27 protein-coding genes are annotated in these 22,338 nt (G+C 36.3%); 17 read left to right on the top strand and 10 right to left on the bottom strand.

The genetic code is table 11. The features are described from left to right. Nucleotides 1–18: 18 nt before the first annotated feature. Nucleotides 19–1,482: a phospholipase D family protein gene (locus MHH95_RS00135; protein ID WP_340725954.1), complete on the bottom strand. Its 1,464-nt coding sequence runs from the start codon at nt 1,480–1,482 to the stop codon at nt 19–21. A 263-nt stretch (nt 1,483–1,745) separates the two neighbouring features. Here MHH95_RS00135 and MHH95_RS00130 point away from each other — a divergent pair, with 263 nt between their 5' ends. The 4 genes from MHH95_RS00130 to MHH95_RS00115 all read left to right on the top strand — a co-directional run bounded on the left by MHH95_RS00130 (nt 1,746) and on the right by MHH95_RS00115 (nt 4,679). Further along, complete coding sequence (locus MHH95_RS00130; protein WP_340725953.1) at nt 1,746–2,024, top strand: hypothetical protein; 279 nt, start codon at nt 1,746–1,748, stop codon at nt 2,022–2,024. Nucleotides 2,025–2,146: 122 nt separating this feature from the next. Next, nucleotides 2,147–2,998, top strand: coding sequence for an alpha/beta fold hydrolase (locus tag MHH95_RS00125; protein ID WP_340725952.1), 852 nt, complete (start codon nt 2,147–2,149; stop codon nt 2,996–2,998). 246 nt (nt 2,999–3,244) lie between these two features. Then, nucleotides 3,245–3,802, top strand: coding sequence for a hypothetical protein (locus tag MHH95_RS00120; protein WP_340725951.1), 558 nt, complete (start codon nt 3,245–3,247; stop codon nt 3,800–3,802). A gap of 412 nt (nt 3,803–4,214) precedes the next feature. Then, nucleotides 4,215–4,679, top strand: a complete 465-nt coding sequence (locus MHH95_RS00115; protein ID WP_340725950.1) for a YtxH domain-containing protein — start codon at nt 4,215–4,217, stop codon at nt 4,677–4,679. A gap of 181 nt (nt 4,680–4,860) precedes the next feature. On the opposite strand, the gene MHH95_RS00110 is transcribed toward MHH95_RS00115, so the two are convergent. Beyond that, nucleotides 4,861–5,151 carry a cell division protein FtsK gene (locus MHH95_RS00110; protein WP_340725949.1) on the bottom strand — a complete coding sequence of 97 codons (291 nt, stop codon included), beginning with the start codon at nt 5,149–5,151 and terminating at the stop codon, nt 4,861–4,863. 171 nt (nt 5,152–5,322) lie between these two features. Further along, nucleotides 5,323–6,090 carry a transglutaminase-like domain-containing protein gene (locus MHH95_RS00105; RefSeq protein ID WP_340725948.1) on the bottom strand — a complete coding sequence of 256 codons (768 nt, stop codon included), beginning with the start codon at nt 6,088–6,090 and terminating at the stop codon, nt 5,323–5,325. Between the two features lie 609 nt (nt 6,091–6,699). Here MHH95_RS00105 and MHH95_RS00100 point away from each other — a divergent pair. Beyond that, nucleotides 6,700–7,086, top strand: coding sequence for a hypothetical protein (locus tag MHH95_RS00100; RefSeq protein ID WP_340725947.1), 387 nt, complete (start codon nt 6,700–6,702; stop codon nt 7,084–7,086). A 122-nt stretch (nt 7,087–7,208) separates the two neighbouring features. Here MHH95_RS00100 and MHH95_RS00095 read toward each other — a convergent pair whose 3' ends face one another. Then, nucleotides 7,209–7,607 (bottom strand): multidrug DMT transporter permease, encoded by a 399-nt coding sequence (locus tag MHH95_RS00095; RefSeq protein WP_340725946.1) that lies wholly within the window; start codon nt 7,605–7,607, stop codon nt 7,209–7,211. Between the two features lie 276 nt (nt 7,608–7,883). After that, the gene (locus tag MHH95_RS00090) at nt 7,884–8,138 is read right to left on the bottom strand and encodes a GlsB/YeaQ/YmgE family stress response membrane protein (protein WP_340725945.1); all 255 of its coding nucleotides are present in this window, start codon (nt 8,136–8,138) and stop codon (nt 7,884–7,886) included. A 204-nt stretch (nt 8,139–8,342) separates the two neighbouring features. On the opposite strand from MHH95_RS00090, the gene MHH95_RS00085 reads away from it, so the two are divergent. Next, nucleotides 8,343–8,867: a D-glycero-alpha-D-manno-heptose-1,7-bisphosphate 7-phosphatase gene (locus MHH95_RS00085; protein WP_340725944.1), complete on the top strand. Its 525-nt coding sequence runs from the start codon at nt 8,343–8,345 to the stop codon at nt 8,865–8,867. Nucleotides 8,868–9,088: 221 nt separating this feature from the next. Here MHH95_RS00085 and MHH95_RS00080 read toward each other — a convergent pair whose 3' ends face one another. Further along, a complete protein-coding gene (locus MHH95_RS00080; RefSeq protein WP_340725943.1) occupies nt 9,089–10,486 on the bottom strand; it encodes a DHA2 family efflux MFS transporter permease subunit in 1,398 nt (465 codons plus the stop codon). 157 nt (nt 10,487–10,643) lie between these two features. On the opposite strand from MHH95_RS00080, the gene MHH95_RS00075 reads away from it, so the two are divergent. Next, complete coding sequence (locus tag MHH95_RS00075; protein ID WP_340725942.1) at nt 10,644–11,180, top strand: TetR/AcrR family transcriptional regulator; 537 nt, start codon at nt 10,644–10,646, stop codon at nt 11,178–11,180. Between the two features lie 31 nt (nt 11,181–11,211). Here the strand turns inward: MHH95_RS00075 and MHH95_RS00070 are convergent, their stop codons facing one another. Together MHH95_RS00070 and MHH95_RS00065 are read right to left on the bottom strand one after the other, a co-directional pair. Next, nucleotides 11,212–12,075, bottom strand: coding sequence for a phosphotransferase family protein (locus MHH95_RS00070; protein ID WP_340725941.1), 864 nt, complete (start codon nt 12,073–12,075; stop codon nt 11,212–11,214). Nucleotides 12,076–12,089: 14 nt separating this feature from the next. After that, on the bottom strand, nt 12,090–12,314 hold the full coding sequence (locus tag MHH95_RS00065) for a hypothetical protein (RefSeq protein ID WP_340725940.1): 225 nt from the start codon (nt 12,312–12,314) through the stop codon (nt 12,090–12,092). Nucleotides 12,315–12,901: 587 nt separating this feature from the next. Between MHH95_RS00065 and MHH95_RS00060 the strand changes: the two genes are divergently transcribed. Both MHH95_RS00060 and MHH95_RS00055 read left to right on the top strand, forming a co-directional pair. After that, on the top strand, nt 12,902–13,342 hold the full coding sequence (locus MHH95_RS00060; RefSeq protein WP_340725939.1) for a GNAT family N-acetyltransferase: 441 nt from the start codon (nt 12,902–12,904) through the stop codon (nt 13,340–13,342). 57 nt (nt 13,343–13,399) lie between these two features. Next, a complete protein-coding gene (locus MHH95_RS00055; RefSeq protein WP_340725938.1) occupies nt 13,400–13,660 on the top strand; it encodes a hypothetical protein in 261 nt (86 codons plus the stop codon). Between the two features lie 332 nt (nt 13,661–13,992). Here the strand turns inward: MHH95_RS00055 and MHH95_RS00050 are convergent, their stop codons facing one another. Further along, the gene (locus tag MHH95_RS00050; RefSeq protein ID WP_340725937.1) at nt 13,993–14,223 is read right to left on the bottom strand and encodes a hypothetical protein; all 231 of its coding nucleotides are present in this window, start codon (nt 14,221–14,223) and stop codon (nt 13,993–13,995) included. 366 nt (nt 14,224–14,589) lie between these two features. Between MHH95_RS00050 and MHH95_RS00045 the strand changes: the two genes are divergently transcribed. Together MHH95_RS00045 and MHH95_RS00040 are read left to right on the top strand one after the other, a co-directional pair. Next, nucleotides 14,590–15,432 carry a sialate O-acetylesterase gene (locus MHH95_RS00045; RefSeq protein WP_340725936.1) on the top strand — a complete coding sequence of 281 codons (843 nt, stop codon included), beginning with the start codon at nt 14,590–14,592 and terminating at the stop codon, nt 15,430–15,432. Further along, a complete protein-coding gene (locus MHH95_RS00040; RefSeq protein WP_340725935.1) occupies nt 15,429–15,965 on the top strand; it encodes a PadR family transcriptional regulator in 537 nt (178 codons plus the stop codon). Before MHH95_RS00045 ends, MHH95_RS00040 begins: the two co-directional genes overlap by 4 nt. A 58-nt stretch (nt 15,966–16,023) precedes the next feature. Here MHH95_RS00040 and MHH95_RS00035 read toward each other — a convergent pair whose 3' ends face one another. Then, on the bottom strand, nt 16,024–16,812 hold the full coding sequence (locus MHH95_RS00035; RefSeq protein WP_340727280.1) for a methyl-accepting chemotaxis protein: 789 nt from the start codon (nt 16,810–16,812) through the stop codon (nt 16,024–16,026). Between the two features lie 310 nt (nt 16,813–17,122). On the opposite strand from MHH95_RS00035, the gene MHH95_RS00030 reads away from it, so the two are divergent. The 6 genes from MHH95_RS00030 to MHH95_RS00005 all read left to right on the top strand — a co-directional run. Continuing rightward, nucleotides 17,123–18,664: a histidine kinase N-terminal 7TM domain-containing diguanylate cyclase gene (locus MHH95_RS00030; protein ID WP_340727279.1), complete on the top strand. Its 1,542-nt coding sequence runs from the start codon at nt 17,123–17,125 to the stop codon at nt 18,662–18,664. 253 nt (nt 18,665–18,917) lie between these two features. Continuing rightward, nucleotides 18,918–19,922, top strand: a complete 1,005-nt coding sequence (locus tag MHH95_RS00025) for an AbaSI family restriction endonuclease (RefSeq protein ID WP_340725934.1) — start codon at nt 18,918–18,920, stop codon at nt 19,920–19,922. 269 nt (nt 19,923–20,191) lie between these two features. Then, the gene (locus tag MHH95_RS00020) at nt 20,192–20,476 is read left to right on the top strand and encodes a hypothetical protein (RefSeq protein ID WP_340725933.1); all 285 of its coding nucleotides are present in this window, start codon (nt 20,192–20,194) and stop codon (nt 20,474–20,476) included. A gap of 27 nt (nt 20,477–20,503) precedes the next feature. Next, nucleotides 20,504–20,836 (top strand): 4-aminobutyrate aminotransferase, encoded by a 333-nt coding sequence (locus MHH95_RS00015; RefSeq protein ID WP_340725932.1) that lies wholly within the window; start codon nt 20,504–20,506, stop codon nt 20,834–20,836. A 10-nt stretch (nt 20,837–20,846) separates the two neighbouring features. Continuing rightward, nucleotides 20,847–21,767 (top strand): MBL fold metallo-hydrolase, encoded by a 921-nt coding sequence (locus MHH95_RS00010; protein WP_340725931.1) that lies wholly within the window; start codon nt 20,847–20,849, stop codon nt 21,765–21,767. A 301-nt stretch (nt 21,768–22,068) separates the two neighbouring features. Beyond that, a partial coding sequence (locus tag MHH95_RS00005) for a hypothetical protein (protein WP_340725930.1) occupies nt 22,069–22,338 on the top strand: 270 nt, incomplete at its 3' end.

Genomic DNA, 22,338 nt, shown 5'->3' with positions numbered 1-22,338 from the left:
GGCATCTCCTTTTTCCTATTAATAAGTAGTTACTTTGGCTATTTTTTGCGCCATGTAAATCCAGCGCTGCCACCAGGAGAGGTTATCCTGATATTCTTCCACATCAAGTGTGTAGAGGGCATCTTCATTTTCCCAGAGCCGTTCAAAATATCGTTCCATATCCAAGGCAAGCGCGCTATCATTTGGAGCGAGGATGCGGATGTTATTTTCCAGGTTGTAATCATCCAATGTTCTTTCTGTATAGTTGGAAGATCCACTTGAAATGATTGTTTGTTCCGCTGTTTGAATCCAGATGGCTTTTGTATGGTATTGACCAACTACGGTATTGTACCAGCGAATGTTGATCTGTTCCTCTGTATCCCCAAGTAGTTCGTTCACAACCGGTCGATTTGGCAGACCGGACTTTTTCTGACCGAATGAGTTTTCATTTGGATCTAGAATCATATTCACCTGCACACCTCGGTTTACTGCATCGGTTAAGGCGTTGACAATGTCACGCTGGGCAATAAAGAACATGCCTACCCAAATTTTATCTCCTGCTTTTGTCGCCGCTAAATCTTCGAGTAAGGCATCCAAAATCTTCTTCTCGGTCAAATATTGCACTTCATACTGACCTTCATCTTGCTGAGGAAACTCAGCCCTTGGTAATTTAGGACCATCCGACATAAGCGACACCGCTTCTTCAGATTTTAGAATATCGTTTATGATGGGCCCTGTTACTTTTAAAGCAAGATTTCCGTGGAAGCCACTTGCATCATGTGGGTTTGATGATGTGATAATCGCTTCCTTTTCCGAAACGGCCACTTTACGGTGGTTGGCTTTCACATTGAGCAGTTCTAAGTAGGAGGATAATGTCATTTTTGGTGCTTTGCTCGACATGGCATTGGCAATCCATCCTTTGCCGTCGTTGTCGAACCATTGAAAAAATAATCGGTATAAGCCTGAATAAATCGGTGTGGAATCCCGAAGCGGCTCTAAATTGGTGTAAACAATTTCTACCCCGGCTTCACGCATCTTCTTGAACCACGGGGTTTCATAGGAGCCATAGCCTTTATTTAGCGGATCGGTAATAAATATAACAGGCATATCGGGATTGTTTTTCTTTTTCTCGGTAAGCTTGTCAGAGAGGAGATTTGCGATTGGGGGGAAATCTTCTTTTTCATCGAAATACCCATCAACCAAAAAGAAATCGACAACCACAAATTGTTCTGCTTCATCAATCAATGTATAAACCTCATCAAATATATAATTCTCATGTTTCCGATTGGTCCCTTCTTTGTCTTGTGCATAAGTTAAATCCGTCAGCATTTCAATATTGTCTGTTCTATGCAAGTCTCCTTCATAGGAAATACCATCCGGCAACGGTTTATATGTATGCCATATCATTTCTCCTATATATAGCAAAATCAAAAGAAGTAAAAGAGCGCTTAGAACTTTATATTTGCCACTCCGGCTGTTCCATTTCTTCAGAACTTTTTTCATTAAAATTCCTCCAATACTCTTGTACTTTTAGTTCCCGTGGAAAAGTAAAATTAAACAGCGGTAGCTTGCATGGCGCGGGTAATTTTTAAGGGGAAAATGATTTTTAAAACACCATCCCATCGAGCGCTTTTCTGGAATATGAAAAGTGCTTTATTCAATAGCAGGACCATATATTATTAAGTATGTTATAATTTAAATACCAAATATTGGATAAAAAATTCTGGATATAAATTAATAAAATTTTTAATCGATGGGGTGATTGTTTGTTAAAAGTATTTTTTTCAGTATTATCCGCATTTCTTTTTCTATTAATAAGTTCATCGTTTACACAAATGCCTTTTAATTTTGAAAGTAAAATTTTTGATTTGATTATAGGACCTACTTTATACTTACCATTTGGATTAGGTATTATAGGAATAATCTTTGCCATGTTCGGTGTGAAAGGATATGTAAGACTTACATTAGTAGGCTTGAATATATTTGGTTTGATTGGCTATCTTGTTATATTTATTATGGCAACAGTAGGTTTTCAAGATCCATAAATTAAATAGAGATCTTCGCGATTCTGCAGTAATGTAGATATTTCTCTTATTGAACAATCTCCAAAAGAGTATAATAGTATTTGTAAGAATATTACAGGCCGTTACGAAGGGGATGCGTTTAGATGTGGGAACAAAAATTAATTGAAACAACCAGAGGTACTTTCGAATATTTTGTAAAGGGAAGCGGTCAGCCTCTTGCTATTACGCATTTTTACAGTGCTTTTAATGAAAAAGGCAGTTGGTTTGCTAATCCATTCACAGAACATTATCAAGTATTTTTAATAAATGTCCGTGGTGCAGGCAATTCAGATGGTATTGAAGCGGATGAGCAAATGACTTTAGAAGAAATTATTTTAGATTTAGAAGCGATTCGTGAAGCATTACATATTTCAAAATGGGCTTTTGCAGGGCATTCAACAGGGGGCATGCTTGCCTTACAATATGCTGTATTAAGGCAACAATCTTTAACGAAATGCATTTGCGGTAGCAGTGCAGCAAGTAAAGCTTACGCAGCCCATCCTAATAGCATTTACTGTATGGAAAATAAAAATTTTAATCGGATTATCGAAATAATGGAGAGTTTAAATGATCCGAACACGCCACAAGAAATACGAAAAAAACTGGATTTTGAATGGGCTTTGATGTCCTTTACTAGTGAAGAAAACCTAAAACAAGCCCTCACAATTCCGAATAGTGGGCGTACTGTTGGTCGAGCACTGGATTACTTTAGAAAAGTAGCAGTAAAGTCATTTGATTTACGTAATGAGCTGACGACAATTCATGTAGATACCTATGTGTTTGGCGGGAAATATGACGCGCAATGTCCAGTTGAGTTTAGTGTTGAAATTGCTGAGCTCATTCCTAACTCTGAATTAACTATCTTCGAACAATCCAATCACTACCCGTTTGTTGAAGAAGAGAAAGCATTTAAGGACTTTGTTGAAGAAACTACCAAGACATTTAAGCATGTGTAGTATATAAATTAAAGTTAACTGAAAAATCGGGCACTTTTCTGGATAAGGAAAGTGCTTTATTTTTATTAAAGGGTCATATTGTGGAATAAAATTTTTATTAAAGGTGGATTAACTTTTAGTTGTTAAAAAAGATAATTTTAGGATAATTTGGTAATTAATCAAAAAAATTGAAACTTTATGTTATCTTAACCGTATAATTAGTTAGGGACAATACCTATTCTTATTTAATTTAAAGGGGGAATTTAAATGCGAACTCATTACTCGCCTCGTCTAATCTTTTTAGTGCTCGCCATAGTAGCCCTTATCAGCATACCTGTTGTTGGAGCAATATTTCCTATGTTCTATGTACAAACATTTTTATTTGATAGATTGGCAATAATACTCTATCCGGATGAAATAAATTTCAGACTAGTAATGGCTGCATGTTTTATTTTATTTATCGGATTAATGATTCCAGTAATTAAACAGAACAAAGTCACTTTTAGCCTATCAAGTGTTATTATTGCAGGGGGACTCTTTGTTTTCTATTTATCGATTTTAAGTTATACATATATAGGAAAAGAAGAAGTGGTCTCAAATAAATTATTCGATGAAAAAACGTTTCAATGGTCTGAAATTCAAGAAGTAGTTCTCGAATATTTTGTCGATGATATAGGTACGCATGAAGAATATATTTTTACTTCAGTTGAAGGAGATTCTATTCGAATTCCTTTAAATGGTCAGTTCTTGCACGAAGATAGAAGTGAAATTTATAGGGTAGCTAAAGAAAATAATGTGGAATTTATTGAACGGGAAAAAAAGTAATGCCCTTATACGAACTGCCCCTCCATTGTTAGATTATGTCTAATAATGGAGGGGCAGTTTTTATTAGTAAAGGTATGAGCTATCTATCATGAAGTAAAGTTCTTAACATGATGTTCAACTAAAATTTTCTTCTTCAACAATCGGGCGCAATTCTTGATTTTTCTTTTGCAGAATTTTTGTTGTTTTTCCAATGGGGCAAAACATGCTTGTATACTTTACTCCAAAATCCACTAAATGAATTAGTGGAGGATTTAAAGTTAAAAGGAAAAGATTTTACTAGTTGGTTTGAAATAAAAATATCACTATATGGCTCATACATTGATAGCTGAAATTCCTTAAATAGTTTAAATGGAAAAAATATCGGGCAATTAAGGAGTAAGAGAACAAATTCAAACATAAAGGAGCATAAACTATGACACAAACTTCTTATAATGATGTATCGACGACTACTGAAAACGAAAATAATGGGAAGCTTTTAAAAGGCATGGTGTTAGGGGCAATTATAGGTGGTGCGCTGACACTGCTAGATTCAACGACACGTAACAAAGTAACTACCACAACAAAAAATATGAAAGATTCGACACTGGATATGTATAGCCATGTCAAAAATAATCCATCAGAAGTGAAGGATGACTTGCAAGAACGACTGAAGTCCGCTTCTTCTGTTCTCAAAGAAGCAATAAGCGATGCTCAAAATCTTTATGAAAAAGTAAACGAGAACATTATTATCCCAGTTAGTACAGTAAAGGAAGAATCAAGTGAAATTCTTTCCCATGCTAAAGAAGCTACGACGGATTTAAAGGTAATTAGCGGGAAAGTGAAAGAAGCCGGCGAAGAAGTGATCGATAGTAGTAATGGGCAAGGTGCAAAGAAGTAGACATAACGATTTGAAAACAAATAATCTTTACATCAGGACGCTTTTCTTTAAAGGAAAGTGTCTTTTTTTGTTTCGGGGAGACGGCAATCGGAAGAAATTCTAGATATTCTAACGGGGGAAAACATTAAAAGGGTCACTGCTCTCCAAGAGTTAAGTGACCTTGTTTACTGTAATGGTAATATTAAATAATTACTTTATGAATTTCACCTGTAATAAACATTTTTATTCCTATTAATGAAATGATAATACCAAGATAAAATGGCCAAGGATTATCTTCTTTCTCCTTATCGAATGTAAAATAGGTTAATATACAAAAAATGAGCGTAAGAAAGGATAATCCATATTGTGGAAAAAGGAATGCAAATCCACTCATAACAAGACCTATCATGCCATAAGGGTTTTGATTTTTAATATTTTTGCTATACTTAGTTTGCTCCTCATCTTTGTCTCCCCAAATATCAATGTGTTTCATTTTGTTAAGAAAATCAATTATTTTTCTAAAGATATTCATAATTCACCCTTTTATATTTTACCATAATTATACATGTGCTAAAGTGAAAAAGTTAAAGGAGTAAGGAAAAATGACAAATCTTTTATTAGCGTCGTTCTTTATGAGGAAATACTGACTAGGTGTATTACAATTTTAAATAACTGCACTTTTTAAAACTTCTTGTTTTAACTTTGAATAAAGGGTTGTAAACTGTTTTATCTCATCTTGGTTTTTATGAAGGTTGTGTTGACTATTGTAAGTGGCTATCCCTAACTTCGTAAGTTGATTGATCAACATCTTCCACTCAGCCCATTCTGCTGATTGACTTAATAATCCATTATAATACTGATCGAATTGTTCAATGAGGTAAAAACTTGAGAGCTCCTCGGAAATAGCATTAGTTGAATCTAATGCAACAATACAAAAAGGGATTATTTGTTGTGAGGTTGGTATTGATTCTCGAGAAAAACTTATCCTCATTTCTAGCCAATGCTCCATACCAAATACACCAAAAGCGGTATCTATCGGAATCCATCGGTTAGTATCTTTGTTGTAATATTCAATCCATCTATGGTCATTATGGTTCAATCCGAAAATGGAGTAGAAATTCCCATCCTTTTCAATGAGGTTTTCAGCAAACTTTTGTCTATCATCCCATTCCGGCTGTGAGTTTATTTCCAAAATCCAACGTGTTTTTATTCCTATATGGTTTAAAACTTTTTCAACGACCTTCGCCTGTTCCGCACAGTTCCCAGCCTTACGTATTAAGATTTCTTCCACAGTTCTTTCCTGATAATCCGTTTCAATCCATTCAATTTCATCATTGATCCAGGAGAAGATGCGTTTTACTTTTTCATCTTCCTTTGTTGCACCCATTATTCTGTCGCTTATTAGATTAGAAATAGTTGTGTTGAAAGACATTTAATACCCCACCCCTTCATTTTAAATATTCTCCCATTATACCAAATTAATGGGTATTTTATCTTTAAAGAAAACATTGATGAGTGGTGAGTACTGTAATATAGAGGAGGATAAAAACTAATTTAGGAGATCGGCAATAGAATTCGTATAGGATCTGGCGCGGTTTTTATTGCTGCATTATCGCCCATATAGTGGCTGAGACATTTAATATGCTAGCGACGTTATTTCCAAATCGTATACGTGCCTGGCAGATGAACGAGTTGAAATCAAGGATAACGAAATAATTTTGCCGTCTAAAGAAAGTGTCTTTTAATGACTTTTTACTTCCGAGGACTTTATTAGGGATACTGTGTTTCGGAGTTTCATAAGAATATTTAGCGTCGCTTTATTAAACAAAACATATAGTACAACTAAAGGATGAAAACGTTTTACCTCTTATCAATTGGGGGATTGATTGTTAAATATGATTTTTCCAATATTATGTACATTTCTTTTTCGCTTAGAGGGGAAGAGTGGGTTTTCAAGAGCCAGATTCTTTGAATAAGGAATTGTGCCAAGCCCCTAGAAAACCCAACATATTCTTCTCCGAAATCAAAGGAGGTGATTATAATGAATAAAATACTCTTTGGTGTGTCTTTAGTTGGTTTAGTGTTCTCATTTATATTTATGGTAGTATCAATCTGGAACAATACTGATTGGATGTTACTTGAAAGAGGTTATTATACTTTCGGAGTAATAACTGTAACAATAGCCGTATACTTAGCAATTCAACTCTTAGTGGAATTAAACAATCTCGACATATTAGGCAAATTCAATATGTTTTTATCCGTGGCATTTGCTGTAATATCGATAATCTTCATGGCAATTTCTATAAGAAATACCGAGTGGGTGCTGCTAGAAAAAGGTTACTATTGGATGGGGCTAGGGTTTGTTACTGTAACGTCAGCAATGGTTTCTGCTACTATATCAAGTATCCTTAAAAGTAACAAAGAATAACGTCAAAGGGTGGTGAGACGCAATGTTTCATCGCTCTTTCTATTTGTATATCGTCTTTTCCTGTTTGGGGTTCGTTCTTTTTAATCCTTATAGCAATTACCTTTCTTGTATTTCGACTATGCTTAGTCAGACTTCTTTGTTGAATTACTTAAAGGGTTCGAGCGCATAACTAATGTAAACCAGACGGCAAACCCCAAATAAGCTAATGTGAAAATAAGCAATATGAAATGAAACTGATCCGCCAACTGCCGAATTAGGGCAAAAAAGACAATGATATGATGCATCAAATTTCCCAATACGACAGGTTTGTTATAGATGCCGCCGATCAGGGCAGAACGTGTAAACCAGTTTAACATTGCGAAACCTAAATAAAGTCCTCCGATGATTTGCAGAAGAATCAGCGTAATGGGCGAAGGGTCAATTCCTAATATTGTTGAAATTTCTTCGGGAATAAAGGTTCCCGCCAACCCTAACAAACCCATCATCACGGCACTACTACTCAAAAGCCATTTTGTTTTCATTTTTTTCTCCTTTGCATCTAATCTTGAGATTTTCTAAGCAGTAACTAGAGAAAAATTTTGGGTAAAGGGGGAGAATCTAATGTTCCTATAGACGTCCACCAAGCGTTAAATCTTTATCTCACCACTGAATTAGATAATTTATTATATTCGATGAAACTCCAACTTTGAACTTTAAGCAAGAGCTACCTTCAAAGCATCTATTGGAATGAAATCTGCACAAAGTAAAAGGTCCTCCACAAATTAAATTGTAGAGGACCAATTTTTAAATTATTTAGCTTATGAAGCTTTACGCATTGATTTCATAATGAAACTCACTACGAATACAAGTATTATGGCTCCAATAATAGCAGGGACGATATAGAAATCTGAAACTTTAGGTCCCCAACTTCCAAGAAGCATACCACCAATCCATGCACCAACAATACCTGCGATAATATTACCTATAATTCCGCCTGGGACATCTTTACCCAAAATTACACCTGCAAGCCAACCGATAAGGCCGCCAATAATTAAAAACCAAATGAAACTCATACTATCCATCTCCTAATTTTTATTTAGATATTTCGCTATAGTGTTTTATAACCTTTATTTAACGAGTTTAAACTTTAAGGAGAAAAAATATTTTAATTACATGCAAATAGATAGTTTCACTAAATTGTGGGTTATCTAAAATACCCCTGCGTAAAGCCGATGATTTATAACATACTAAGATTAAAACTTAAAGGTGTGATTGGATTGAAAAGGGCAGTTTTTTTAGATCGAGACGGTGTAATAAATGAGGTTCTGACACATCGAGTGAAATTTGTAAATGAACCGAAGCAATTTTATTTTTTACCTGGTGTAGAAGAAGCAATTAAAACTTTAAATGAGTATTTTGATTATGTGTTTGTCGTAACAAATCAAGGTGGAATCGGATTAGGCTTTATGAAGGAAAAGCAGTTACATAAAATTCATGACCATATGGTAGCTGAATTGGCGAAAAAGGGAGCAACGATTCATGAGGTTGCCTATTGTCCACATAAACCAAAGGCTGGGTGTAAATGTAGAAAACCAAATAGCAAAATGATTGTAGATTTAGGAAAAAAGTTCAAAATTGATCTTGAACAATCCTATATGGTTGGAGATACGGATACGGATATTCAGGCAGGTAAAAAAGCAGGCACAAGAACTGTTTTTATTGGTAAGCACGACCCATTAGCAGATGCGGTGTATCCAAATTTAAAAGAGGCCGCACAATGGATTATTCAGGATTTAAAATGATAAGAAGCAAGAGGTTGGGCAGAACTAGAAATTTAAATGGATACGGAGAAAACCCTTATTAAGAAACTGATACTCTATAAAATTGATTGGAATGGAGGGGCGACTCCTACGGGAATAGCGTGACGCCTGAGACTACAGCTCAGGCCACGCCCGTGGAAAGCGTCCCCGGAATGGAAATCAATTTTGCGCTTTTGGTTCTGTCCGCCCTCTTTATAGAATGGTTAGACCTTCTTTTCTACAGTTTTAGATGGTACAAAGAATGTAAGAACAATTGCGATGACTGCAAGGCCTAGCATCCATATATAGGTGTTGCCTGCTGCCGTAGCAAAACCTTCATTAGTAGCAAGTGATACGTTAGTTAACTGTATTGTGTAAATGGTTACGATAATCGCTGTTCCAATGGCACCAGCTAATTGACGGACTGTGTTATTAACAGCCGAACCATGGGAAGCAAGCTCTTTTGGTAATGCATTTAATGCAGCAGTATTAAGCGGCATCGTAATGAAAGCTAACCCGACACGTAAAAGGATGGTACGCATCACGATATACGTCACCGACATCGTAGTAGTTAAATCAATGACAAGAACCATCGACAAGGCAATGAGTACGGTCCCGATGATAAAGAGCGGTTTTGCCCCAAAGCGGTCGAATAATTTACCTGTAACAGGTGATAAGAATGCATTGATAATCGCTGCCGGCAGTAAAATTAGTCCCGCTATAAACGGATTAAAGCCAAGCCCATCTTGTAAATAAATCGGCAGTAAAATTAAATCCGCGTACATAAGTACTGTAATCGCAATATTAATAATACTTGTCATCGTAAACATTTTGTACGAGAACACGCGTAAGTTTAGTAATGGCTCCTTCGAGGCGAGCATTCTGCGACTAAATAAATAAATGCCTAGTACCCCGATTAAAATCATCGTGAGCACGAGCCAGTCGCCCCACCCTCGACTGCCGGCACTACTGAATCCATAAAGTACGGCACCGAAGCCAATCGTTGAATAGATGACACTTTTAAAATCAAGTAATACTTTTGAGCCCTCTTCAATGTTAATCATGTATTTCAATGCCAACAAAATAATAGCAGCTGAAATAGGAATCATCATGATGAACAAATAACGCCAAGAAACATACTCAAGAATAAAGCCACCGACAGTTGGTGCGATCGCTGGCGCAAAAATGATCGCAAAACCCATTTTCCCCATAATCGCACCGCGTTGCTCAGCCGGATATAAATAAACAATAACCGTCATCATAAGCGGTAAAATAATACCTGCCCCTGCTGCCTGAATCATGCGCCCTGCTAATAACGTTCCGAAGTTTGGTGCACAAGCAGCAACAATAGATCCTATAAGTAAAAAGAACATAGAGCTAATGAACATTTTTCGTGTTGAAAAACGCTTCATTAAATAAGCTGTGATGGGTACAAGTACACCATTTACAAGCATGAAACCTGTTGCTAACCATTGAATCGTTGCGGGCGTAACACTAAAAATCTGCATCAATTCACTGAGTGCGACATTTAGTAACGTTTGGTTTAATGTAGAGAAAAAGCAGCCGACAATTAAAATAATCACAAGCAGCTTTTTCGTTTTAGGTGATATTTCGTTTTGCATAATTGCGTAAAGTCTCCTAACCAATTATATTATAGACACAATGTCTATAAAATATCATAACAAGGTGTATAACAAATTGACCATGAACAATCATAGACAAAATGTATAGTAGTAGACACAACGGAATAAACTGTCGATAAAAATTGGAGGAGAAGCAGTGCAATATGAAGATCCGCGTGTTTTACGAACACAACAATTATTAAAGGACGCACTAATGGAGCTATTGCTGGAAGGGAATCAGTTGCATCAATTATCCGTACAAAAGGTAACGAAGCATGCCAAGCTGAATCGGACGACATTTTATTTACATTACAAGGATCTTGAAGACTTGCAAGTGCAAATGACGGATGAAATTTTACAGCAGTTAACTGTCAAAATAAGTACGCTGATGCACGAAAGAAATAGTTCAAGACAAGAGCAAGTCGTCGATTTACTCCATTATTTGAAAATCCAGTGGGGGATGATTACCGCGCTTTCGCAACAAGAGGCAGTTAAACGCCATTTATTTGAATTATTTAAAGAGCTGATTACGGCGCGGCGACGCAATCCGATGAAGCCGAAGCGAGATTTTTACATAGATCGCGATGTAAAAACAGCATCGATTATCGGGGTCATTATGTGGTGGCTGCAATATGAAAATGAATTATCCGCACAAGACATAGCAGAACAAATTGAGTTGATGAATAAGCGGTAGTGCCAAGCGAATATGCTTGGCACTATGTTTTTTACATTACAAAAGTCTTTAATTTAGCTAAATTTTCTTCTAAAAACAAAGCGTTTTTCTCAATTCCACGACGCTTAGACCATCCAATACTATTGAACGCATCTATAAATGAATAAAACGGTAACACAGTCTCTAAATCAATGAGCGGCCTAATACTTTTATAGCCTTCTTGAAATGCCTCATAGAATTCCGGGTTGAAGCGTAAAAAATCACGGTTCATTTTGGTGAAGTCTATTTCTGTTGAACCGAATCGGACACTTTCAAAATCAATCATGCCTGAAACTTGATCACCGTCTATAATAATATTGGCCGGTCGGAAATCCATATGTACAAAGCTCGGTCCATCGTGAGGAGGAAGCTGCTGTTTCATTTCTTCAAACTTTTCAATGGCTTTCCTGTACAAATGTTCGTCCACAACAGTGATTACATCCTCAGCAAAGCTATAAAATTGCTTTTCAATAAAATGAGACCAGTTTGGAAATTCATTTTGTATACCGGTTAACAATTTCCCCTCTGGCGGACGAACCGTATGCATAGTAGCTTGAAGGACCCCGACTTGAAATGCTACGATTGGTGAAACATCTGTTGTTAACGGTTTTCCTTTTAATTCAGACAATAAAAAAGCACCGGGACAGGCATCATCACCAGACCAGTAATCCAACATTTCCGGAATAGCAACACGCCCTTTCAAAACCTCATAAGCTTCTAATTCACGCTGCCATTTTAATTTCGTATAAGGGATTTTCAAAAAAACATTTTCCCCATTTAATAACGTGCATTTATAGACGGTAGAACTATGAGAATTTTCTACATCACTAACAGATTGCACCTGCAGCCCAAATCGATTAATTAAACTATTTAACAACAAACAAACCTCCCTTAAGCTATTTCTATTTTTGTAAGTATAAAAATAACAACAATTATGAGCGTTAACATTAGAATACCGATTAAGGCTCCCCATTTTGTATAACGTATTGCGCCTTCAGTTACGTGATGTTCTTCTTTGTACTTCTCCCGTTTTAGCCACACTAAACTTTTTTCTGGCTTGAAAAAGATCCAAATTAAAACTGCATATATTAGATTAATTGACAGTATGATCGCCATTTACAGCACCTTTCAAGAAGAATAATATTAGTTCGCAACCTAAATGAGAGCCACTAAAACTGTTAAACTGCTCAAATCCGTACGTTTAAGTATAACAGCTTGCAGTCTTTAAATGGTATAATTTTACACATGAACTTTTTAAAATTTAGGTGAGGTGAATAGTGTGAGATCAAAAAAATTATCTATTGTAATCATCCTTCTAGGCTTAATCGTTGGTGCATTAGGTTACTTCTTTTTTATGAACGTGTTTATTCCGAATATGATGTAATTTCTTTAGTATAGGAAAGTAACGACTCAAGATATTTTAAGAGGGGTAGGGGGCAATTTGGAAGAACTTCCATATGTAATTATAGTGACGATTGTATTAATTAGCAGTTGGATCGATTACAGAAAGAAGATTAAGAAAGCTAATAATGAAGAAGATAAAAGAAAGCCATTTGTTCTCCTTCTTTTAGCAGTGGTTCTATTTCTTATTTCTATTGCAGTATTTCTTACGTAACTCACGGGGGTTCAGTGCAACAGCATTTCAAAATAATAATAATGAAAAAGATAACATGCTCAGAGCTTGATGGGAAGGAGGTATTGATTTGCTACAATTAAGAAAAATTAATAGCGACAATTACGAAGAATGTTTAAATTTGCGTACAATTGATACCAATGTGGATTTTGTAGATTCTGTAGCAGGGTCATTAGCCGAAGCGTGGGTATATTATGAGGATTCACGACCTTTTGCAATTTATGCCGATAATGTGATGGTAGGTTTTGTTTCAATGTATATTGGCGAAAATAACCCCCAAATCATCAATTTTATGATAGATAGCCGGTTTCAAAGAAAGGGCTATGGATCAGCAGCGGCCAAGCTTTGTATTGAATATTTATGTAAAGAATTCAAAGCACGTAGGATTTCCGCACCAGTTAACCTAGAAAATATCACTGCACAAAAATTTTGGAGCAACATCGGCTTTGAATCATCAGACGATATAGAGGATGATTATCTTTATATGCGGTTGTACATAACAGAAAAATAGGTCTGAGTGTCTTTCTCCTCCATAATCAGCATAGGCTACGGTTATGGAGGTATGGTCTTGAAAAAAGATAAGCAAGTTCTCTATTTTTATATGATTTCGGTCACAATCAGCTTCACACTCATTGCCTTGGCTACAATGAGGTATATTGTTGTAAATGAACCTAAAGGATATTTAATCATAATTTTTGGATTTGTACTTACATTTAACTATATTATTTACTTAGAAAAAAAAGCAGGGATAAGTAAAAAAATCATTTGGATTAGAAATAGTGTGTATATGTTGTTAGTAGGTTCTTTAACATACTTTTTATATTTTTAATTAGTGAAAACAAACGGCACCTCCTTGTTAGATGTGTCTAACAAATTGGGTGCTTTGAAATGTTTAGAGGAATGGAGGTTCAATACTTTGGGTATCAAGACGTTTCTTCTTAGTTCTATCGTTATCTATCTATTGATTAGCCTTCCTACAATGTTAGGAATTGGGTATGTTATTGATTGGATGCCAGAAGCAACAGAACTACAAAAATTTAAAGGATACGTTATGGAAGGACTTACAAACAATTACCTTATCAAAATTGTAATTTCCATAATAATCGGCGCTATCTCTAGCTTCTTTATACAAAACCGTAATTTTAAGTTGGATTAATCCGTTTAATATTTTTTTGCTTTCATTCTAGAACTATAATTAAGGATAAACTCGTACCCAAAAGCTACTAACAATCCAGTCCAAAAGATGATGCCGGAAGTAAGAGGCTCACTTTCAAATATTAGTGAGGAAACATAATTTATAAATAATAGCAGCATATAAGTATAAAAACCGAGGATGGCTCCTTTTCTCCAATTATTCTGCTCACCCTTAGCCATCTTTCTGAAGAATTTCATTTTAACCTCCACATTGTTAGTTAACAAAAGATGATACCGCAATACTCCATACAATTAAAACAAATGACGCTGTTAATAAAAATGCATTGAAAGTAGTAGGTAAGTCTTCTTTAACTTTTTTGATTATAATTACTAAATTAACACAAAATATAATAGCTAAAACAGGCATTAAATAAAGGCTAATTATTAGAAATATTATCATAGATAAATTTCACCCCCATCTTAAGGATACTAAAAATATCCATTCAATTCCGTTATATATTCAAAATTCGAAATATCACTCAGCAATAGTGATTTGACGATAGTCTAATTAGACTCTATAATATTGAAGTCTAATTAGACTATTATGTAGAGGGTGAAAATTAAATGATAAAATCTTTTTTAATGTTAGGGCAATCCAATATGGCAGGGCGTGGATTCTTGCATGAAGTAGAGCCTATTTATAATGAAAAAATAAAAATGCTTCGCAACGGTCAGTGGCAAATGATGACGGAGCCGATTAATTATGACCGCCCTGTTGCTGGTGTAAGTTTAGCAGCATCTTTTGCAGAGGCATTATCGAAAGCCAATCCGGAAGACGAGATTGGATTGATTCCTTGTGCCGAAGGTGGGAGCTCCTTAAACGATTGGCACCCGCAAGGCACTCTTTTTCAACATGCATTGTGTGAAGCTCGATTTGCCCTTGAAACGAGTGAAATTTGTGGCATACTTTGGCATCAAGGTGAAACGGATAGCAATCATTCGCTACATGAAACATATTACGAAAAGTTATCGCTCATTATTGAAACTTTACGAAAAGAATTAAACCTCCAAAATATCCCGCTAATCATAGGGGAGCTTGGTGATTTTCTAGGGAAAACAGGTTTCGGCAAGTACTCACCAGAGTTTCAGGAAATTAATGAACTGCTACGTCGATTCGCATACGAACAGGAAAATTGCTACTTTGTAACGGCAAAAGGGCTAACTGCCAATCCGGATGGAATCCATCTAAATGCCGTTTCCCAACGAAAATTCGGTTATCGCTATTTCGAAGCATATTCGAAAAAATGTCATGTTTTAGAGCCTCTTTCGGATGAAAATCAAGCACTAAAAATAAACAATAACTATTCGAAAACGGAACAAATTTATATTCACAGTATGAATTTGGCTCAAGGTAAAATCACATACGAGGAATTTGAAGCACAAATGGCGAAGGTGATGCAGCGATGATTCCCTTACTGATCCTTGGCTTACTTATTCAAAATCCTGGTGCTCATGGATACGAACTATTAAGTTTAATGGAAAAACGACATTATAAATATATCGTTAACTTTACAAAAGGGTCATTTTATTATAATTTGCAGCAACTTGAAGAAAAAGGTTTGATTGAACAAACCAAGCAGCGTCCAACTAATGGTCGTGAAATTAACAGCTTTATAATTACCTCTTTAGGAATAGAAGAGTTTAATAAACTAATGACCAAATATGGGACTAAATCTGAGTATGTTAATTTACAATTCTATGGGGCATTACTTTTTGCAGATGAATTTGATAAAAATAAATTACTAGATTTAATCCAATCACAAATTGATCAAACAAAAGACCGAATTGCGCTGCTCAATGATTACTTGGCAATGACTCAAGAGTTACCAGGGGAAATTGATTATTTTCGTCGCATGAATGAAAATTCCCGTGCTCACCATGTAGTGAACTTACAATGGTTTCAAGAGTTGAAGGCAGATATAGAAGGAACTACTGTATAAAATCAAAAAAGCCCAATTCCTTATGAAGAATTGTGCCCTTATGTAGTAAACAAATATTTTATTTCATAACACTTTCAAATTCTGCGATCGTCTTAGTAAACTTTGATTGAGTTTCTAGGACGATTTTTTGTAAATCGTCTGTAATTTTGCTGACATTTCCTACGTCTTTTAAAATGGTTTCAACATTCAGATTGACATTTTTAATGGCATCATCAACATTACCAGCCAATCTTCTCACTTCTTCGGCTACTACTTTGAATCCTCGACCTTGTTCTCCTACACGGGCAGCCTCAATTGCTGCATTTAACGCTAGCACATTCGTTTGTCTGGAAATATTGCGAATCGTTTTAGTGATTTCCGTGATTAAATCAATGTGATCCTTTAATGATTCTACTGCCTGTATTTTTTTATTAGAATTTTCAACGACGAGATTTACTAATTCGATGGGCATTTCCTTTAATTCTGCAGTAATTTTATTGGTAGTATTTTCACGCTCGTTAATATTCGTCGCTATTTTAAGAACGGCTTCTACTTTACCATCCTGATTTAGAATGGGAATATAGGTAGCCTCCAACCAAATGATATTGCCTAATTTAGTGACCCGAGGAATCTTTGATTGAAACTTTACCCCTTTACTAAGATTACTCCATAATTCTTTATATTCTTTACTGTTCCTAAACTCCGTCGTACAAAACTGCTCATGCTGCATATTTTTCATTTCGTTAACTGTATAGCCTAATGTTTCAGAAAAATTTTCATTTACCCAAATTACTTTTCTGTTTAAATTGAACTCAATCATTGCTAAATTTGCTTCCATTGCAGCCAGCACAGATTTTTCATTTAGCATTTGCGTACTTACGTTAACGCCCGGAGAAAAGAACACTCCTTAGAAACCCCCTTATAAAGATATTAATTGCCTATTATCTAGGAAACCTCATTATATAGTAAATTAGTGCTAATTCGAAAGTATTTTGCTTGAAATGATTGAAATATATGTAAAATGTTCATTTCAAAAGAAGGGGAGTGTATTATATAAATCTTTTAATTGAAGGTTGTAGTTATAATCCCTTATGTGATTTTGTCCTTCCAATATGCTACATTTAAAATAAAAAGTGTTAACTAAGAGAGGGAAACCAAAAGTGGCTTCGCAATTAACAATGTATATTACACTTGTTTGTACTTCTGGAATACTGAATTTGTTCTTATGCCTGTATACATTTAAGAATCGTTATAAATATACGAATATCTCAAATTACTTTATTTTTTATACAGCAACAATAGGCATCTATTGTTTTGCTTCCGCGTTGTGCTTAATATCCACAACGCTTGAACAAATAACTTTTTGGAATATCATCTTATACATCGGGATGACCTTGTCTCCACCTTTAGGGTTATTGTTTATTATGGTTTATTTGGGCATTAAGGTTACGTTAAAAAGAGCTATCCTTCTTCTTGTTATTCCGTTCACTACTGTAATAATGGTAGCGACGAATAACTGGCACCTTCTTCATTATCGGGTATTTGAACTAGACCCGAATTTAGGTGCCCCTTACGTTTACCAGGAGATTGGTATTTGGTATATGGTACATGGTATGTTCACATTTGCCTGCATGTTAGTAGCCTTTATCCTATTAATTTCTCGCTGGAAAGAAACAGCTAAGGGATATCGCCCACAGCTTATAGCGTTAATGTTCGGTCAACTTCTTCCTATGATAACGGCGTTTCTCTATTTGATAGGTTTCACACCTGTAGGAATTGATCCGGTACCAATGATTTTATGGATTTCTTCTGTGCTCTATTTATGGTCTATTAGCACATCGCGGCTGTTTACCATCATGCCAATTGCAAAAGACACGATATTTAATAGTATTAATGATTGTGCGCTTGTATTGGATAAATCTCACCGGCTAATTGAGTACAATCAAGCTTGCAGAGCAATACTTCCACTAACGGATAAATCCATGCTCGGTAAGAACTTTGCGGAGATATGGACGGAGCAAACAGGAGAGGCCTTGCCATTCCAATTAGGTGCCGATATTGTGGACATTCAAGAATTTAAACTTACGACGAATGATTCAGAGCGAATGTATCACGTTCGCATTACATCATTAGAACAGGAAAAAAATAGCAAAGGTCTATTGTTAGTATTTACGGATATAACGGAAATAAAAACGTTACAAGAAAAACTAGAGCAGCAGGCTTATTATGATGAGCTTACACAGATTTATAATCGACGCGCCTTTTTACAGAAATGCGAGCAGGATTTCATGGCAGCAAAAGAAACGTCCTCACCATTTACGATACTATTAATAGATATCGATCATTTTAAACGGGTGAATGATACGTATGGGCATCATATCGGTGACCAAGTAATCGTGCACGTAGTAAAGCTTTGCCAATCACAATTGCAGGAAGAACATGTCTTTGCCCGTTATGGCGGAGAGGAATTCGTCATTGCATTGAAGGAATACAATGAAGCAGAGGGCGAAGCATTAGGCAAGCGACTTTGTGAAACGTTGGAAATGGAGCAGCTTATGACTCCAGAAGGAAAGCTTTCTGTAACGTTAAGCATTGGCGTTGCGGAAGTAAAGGATTGGACAGAGGAAACGCTGCATCAGCTACTGCATAAAGCGGATAAAGCTTTGTATGCTGCAAAGGAAAAAGGACGCAACAGGGTAAAAACTTTCGGGGCGAGCTAGGAAGTAAATTCCTCTCATTGAGCTAGGAAAATAAGCGGAGAAATTCCTTCTATTTGCTAGATGACCGCTGTTCGGGGGTAAAATAAGGGTAAGTTTTCCGCTTATCACCTCGGAAAAACCTAATTGTAACTGCTTTTTCGATAAATAAGCGGAATTTCTCCGTCTATTTTGGCTGATTTTCCGGTGTGATTCAAAATAAGCGGAATTCCTACCGTTATTTCCACCCGAAGTCACATCATTGCAGGAGCTAAAAATGAAGAAATATAATTTTATAAAAAAACAATTATCGAAAACTAATAAGAAAAATGATGAAAATTATGTGGTGTCTCGAATTTGGCATTTGCTGAATAATTCGGATGTGAAGATGATCACCCAGCAATACATTGTCCGTGATGTGGCAACCAAAAAATATGCGCTTGCCGACATTTATTTTCCACAAATTAATACGATTGTAGAAATAGATGAGCCATATCATTTATCAGATGAAATGGTGCTGAGTGATACGATGCGTCAACACGATATCGTACAAGCGATTGAATGTGAAGTCTTTCGTATAAAGGTGACAAATGATTTGCAGGAAATGAATGAAAAGATTGATGAGATAGTTTTAGCGCTTCGTCAGCAGTTTGACCGTATAGATTATCAGGTGTGGGATGTTGAGCAGGAGTACAATCCAATGACCTATGTACAAAGAGGGTATCTTGATGCGACTGAACATGTTGCATTCAAAATGGTAAAAGATTGCTGTAATTGTTTTGGAGCCGGCTATAAAGGGTTGCAAGGTAGCGGAGCCAAGCACAAATTTCAGGATGCCATCGATATTAAAGCGTTAAAGTTTTATCCGAATGCGAATTGGGATAATGAGTTAAGCGCGAATGAACAATATTTCACCGAGTATCATACTGATGCGGAAGTAAATGCTTCCTATATGAAGAAACGTTTGTATGAGCTGAGACAGGAACTTGCATTATTTGCCCATGTCCGTAGTGAGTTTGGCGGATTCGAATATGTATTTAAAGGATGGTACAAAGTGAATCCGAAACGGTCCCTAGAGTTAGGTAAAGTATGCTATGATCGAATATCAACAACGATGCCGACATATTTTGCATCGGATCAAGCAGCTTATGAGAAAGTGGCAAAAGCTATAGAAAATAATCGAGAAATTGCATTCTTCTATGATAAGGAAGAACTTGAGCGCTTTCAGGAGAGGTATAAGGATGCGGATATTACATATGAATTGATGAGCAACTACAGGTAGGAAAATAAGCGGAGAATTTCCGTCTATTTGCTACATGACCGCTGTTCGGGGGTAAAATAAGGGTTAGTTTTCCGCTTATCACCTCGGAATAACCATAATTGAATTGCTTATTCGGTAAATAAGCGGAATTTCTCCGTCTATTTTGGCTAATTTCCTGGTGTAATTCAAAATAAGCGGAATTCCTACCGTTATTTTAAGAGCCGAGGTATACCAGTTGTTAAGTTACACGAACTAGTTAAAGTGAGGGATTGTAAATGTTTGGATTGATAATGAGTGGATTACTTTGGATATTTTTGATCATGAAATTTTATAAAAACAGAAGCCTTTTTAAACAGCTTTCAAAAAAAGAATGGGTTCAGTTTAGTGGAGGATTTTTAGTTGCATGGGCTGCAGCTGTGATTGTCATTATTGGTGGCTCCAATTTTACGGATACTGTACAAATAGCTTGGCTAGTAAATGTTTTGGAGATTGCGATAATTTTGATGGGATTAGCTTTAGCAGGCTTCATTATGAATAAAACCTTGCCGGAAAAATTAAGAGAATTTTACTCATAAAGTCAGCAGGTAAACGGGGGAAATACAATGGATGACATTATAGGATATGCAGTAGTTTTTTTCATCATTTCAGGTTTGATTTATGCTTTATTAAAACAAATTGATGATACAAAGAGTAGCGAAAATAGTGGGGGAAGTCCGCTGTTTCGGCAACAGTTGAAAAGAAAAAATAAAGTGATGACTGTTACGTTATTCGGTATTTTATTGTTTTTCACATTAAATATTATTAGCGGTATAACAAGTATGCCGGTATCAAATTCCATTACTGTCATCGGGATCTTTGTTAGTTTTTCTTTTTACATATATGCAATGTTTGTAATGTCACCAAAAGAGGAAAATCAACGCTTTTTAAAGAACTAGGAGGGCTGCAGTGAAAAAACGCTTTTCAAATTTAGACCAAGATGATCAACTAGGAACTTTTAAAGACGTCCTGAAATGGCAGCGGTCAAAGCCAAAAAAAGTCGTCGATTATAAAGTCCCGCAATGTGAAGAAAAACAAATTGCTTATTTAAAGAGTAACCGCTCAGAGCAGTCGATTACTTGGATTGGCCATTCGACTTTTTTGATTCAAAAAGAAGGACTGAATATTTTAACAGACCCGGTTTGGGCGAAGCGAATGGGAATAGCGAAACGTCTAACAGAGCCAGGCTTGCAGTTAGAAGAATTACCGGATATTGATATCATCCTCATTTCGCACGCACATTACGATCACTTGCACATCCCAACGTTAAAAAAGCTGAAGAAACAAAACCCAAACGTATTATTTGTCATTCCAGAAGGTCTCGGCTATTTAATGAAACGCCACAAGCTCCACCATTTTATCGAGCTATCATGGTACGACAAGCATGAAGTAGGCCCACTTGAAATTCATTTCGTTCCTGCCAAGCATTGGACAAGACGCTTGCTTTGGGACACGAATACATCACATTGGGGCGGATTTGTATTACAAACGGCATCGGATTCGCAAAGTATTTATTACGCCGGAGATAGTGGATATTTTAGAGGCTTCAAAGAAATCGGCGAACGTTTCCACATCCATACAGCACTAATGCCAATTGGTGCATACGAGCCGGAATGGTTTATGCATGCATCCCATGTTACCCCGGAAGAAGCAATTCAAGCGTTTTGCGATGTGGGAGCGAAGGTATTTATCCCGATGCATTACGGTGCGTATATGCTGGCAGATGAAACACCAAAAGAGGCGATTGACCGGTTACATTTTCATTGGCAGCGCGCGGGTTTGGAAGATGTGGAACTGAAATCATTGACGATCGGTGAGACTTTTCGATAGTGAGGAAAGGTGGAAGCTGTTTTCATTTGTTAGTCAGAATAGTAATTATCGTTATTTTGAAAGCTGTGAGGAGAAATTACCTCACAGTTTTTTTTTGGCTAATTGTATAGAAGTGTTTATCCTGCTGTTTGCCTAAAATCTATAAATAATTATTAAAGCATGTCACGAAACATTGAGTTAGCAATATTCGTGGATTTTTGGGAGATTGTTAGAAATTATGTATTACCTAATCAAAAGTACAACTCGAAATGTTTAGCGAGAATAAATTGTAGTTGAATACGAATAGAAGGGGGGGAAAAGTATGGATAGAAAAAAACATTCAGATTCAGATTGCTCTGGTAAATGTAAAGAACCGTGTAAGCAAAGATGCTGTAGAAGAGGTAGAAGAGGATTGCCAGGACCTCCTGGACCAGCAGGACCCCCGGGACCAGTAGGACCAGCAGGACCAGCGGGACCACCAGGAAGAACTGGCCGACAAGGACCCCCTGGACCAGCAGGACCACAAGGACCACAGGGAGAAACAGGACCCCAAGGACCAGCAGGACCACAGGGAGAAACAGGACCACAAGGA

It is taken from the genome of Solibacillus sp. FSL K6-4121 (assembly GCF_038002585.1).
Classification (GTDB): domain Bacteria; phylum Bacillota; class Bacilli; order Bacillales_A; family Planococcaceae; genus Solibacillus; species Solibacillus faecavium.
This window is presented reverse-complemented; position numbering and strand designations above follow the sequence as displayed.

Bases quoted from the DNA above. Each gene is read 5' to 3' on its own strand.
- MHH95_RS00135 (WP_340725954.1), bottom strand. From the start codon at position 1,482: ATGAAAAAAGTTCTGAAGAAATGGAACAGCCGGAGTGGCAAATATAAA.
- MHH95_RS00125 (WP_340725952.1), top strand. From the start codon at position 2,147: ATGTGGGAACAAAAATTAATTGAAACAACCAGAGGTACTTTCGAATAT.
- MHH95_RS00120 (WP_340725951.1), top strand. From the start codon at position 3,245: ATGCGAACTCATTACTCGCCTCGTCTAATCTTTTTAGTGCTCGCCATA.
- MHH95_RS00115 (WP_340725950.1), top strand. From the start codon at position 4,215: ATGACACAAACTTCTTATAATGATGTATCGACGACTACTGAAAACGAA.
- MHH95_RS00110 (WP_340725949.1), bottom strand. From the start codon at position 5,151: ATGAAACACATTGATATTTGGGGAGACAAAGATGAGGAGCAAACTAAG.
- MHH95_RS00105 (WP_340725948.1), bottom strand. From the start codon at position 6,090: ATGTCTTTCAACACAACTATTTCTAATCTAATAAGCGACAGAATAATG.
- MHH95_RS00100 (WP_340725947.1), top strand. From the start codon at position 6,700: ATGAATAAAATACTCTTTGGTGTGTCTTTAGTTGGTTTAGTGTTCTCA.
- MHH95_RS00095 (WP_340725946.1), bottom strand. From the start codon at position 7,607: ATGAAAACAAAATGGCTTTTGAGTAGTAGTGCCGTGATGATGGGTTTG.
- MHH95_RS00090 (WP_340725945.1), bottom strand. From the start codon at position 8,138: ATGAGTTTCATTTGGTTTTTAATTATTGGCGGCCTTATCGGTTGGCTT.
- MHH95_RS00080 (WP_340725943.1), bottom strand. From the start codon at position 10,486: ATGCAAAACGAAATATCACCTAAAACGAAAAAGCTGCTTGTGATTATT.
- MHH95_RS00065 (WP_340725940.1), bottom strand. From the start codon at position 12,314: ATGGCGATCATACTGTCAATTAATCTAATATATGCAGTTTTAATTTGG.
- MHH95_RS00050 (WP_340725937.1), bottom strand. From the start codon at position 14,223: ATGAAATTCTTCAGAAAGATGGCTAAGGGTGAGCAGAATAATTGGAGA.
- MHH95_RS00045 (WP_340725936.1), top strand. From the start codon at position 14,590: ATGATAAAATCTTTTTTAATGTTAGGGCAATCCAATATGGCAGGGCGT.
- MHH95_RS00040 (WP_340725935.1), top strand. From the start codon at position 15,429: ATGATTCCCTTACTGATCCTTGGCTTACTTATTCAAAATCCTGGTGCT.
- MHH95_RS00035 (WP_340727280.1), bottom strand. From the start codon at position 16,812: ATGCTAAATGAAAAATCTGTGCTGGCTGCAATGGAAGCAAATTTAGCA.
- MHH95_RS00030 (WP_340727279.1), top strand. From the start codon at position 17,123: ATGTATATTACACTTGTTTGTACTTCTGGAATACTGAATTTGTTCTTA.
- MHH95_RS00025 (WP_340725934.1), top strand. From the start codon at position 18,918: ATGAAGAAATATAATTTTATAAAAAAACAATTATCGAAAACTAATAAG.
- MHH95_RS00020 (WP_340725933.1), top strand. From the start codon at position 20,192: ATGAGTGGATTACTTTGGATATTTTTGATCATGAAATTTTATAAAAAC.
- MHH95_RS00015 (WP_340725932.1), top strand. From the start codon at position 20,504: ATGGATGACATTATAGGATATGCAGTAGTTTTTTTCATCATTTCAGGT.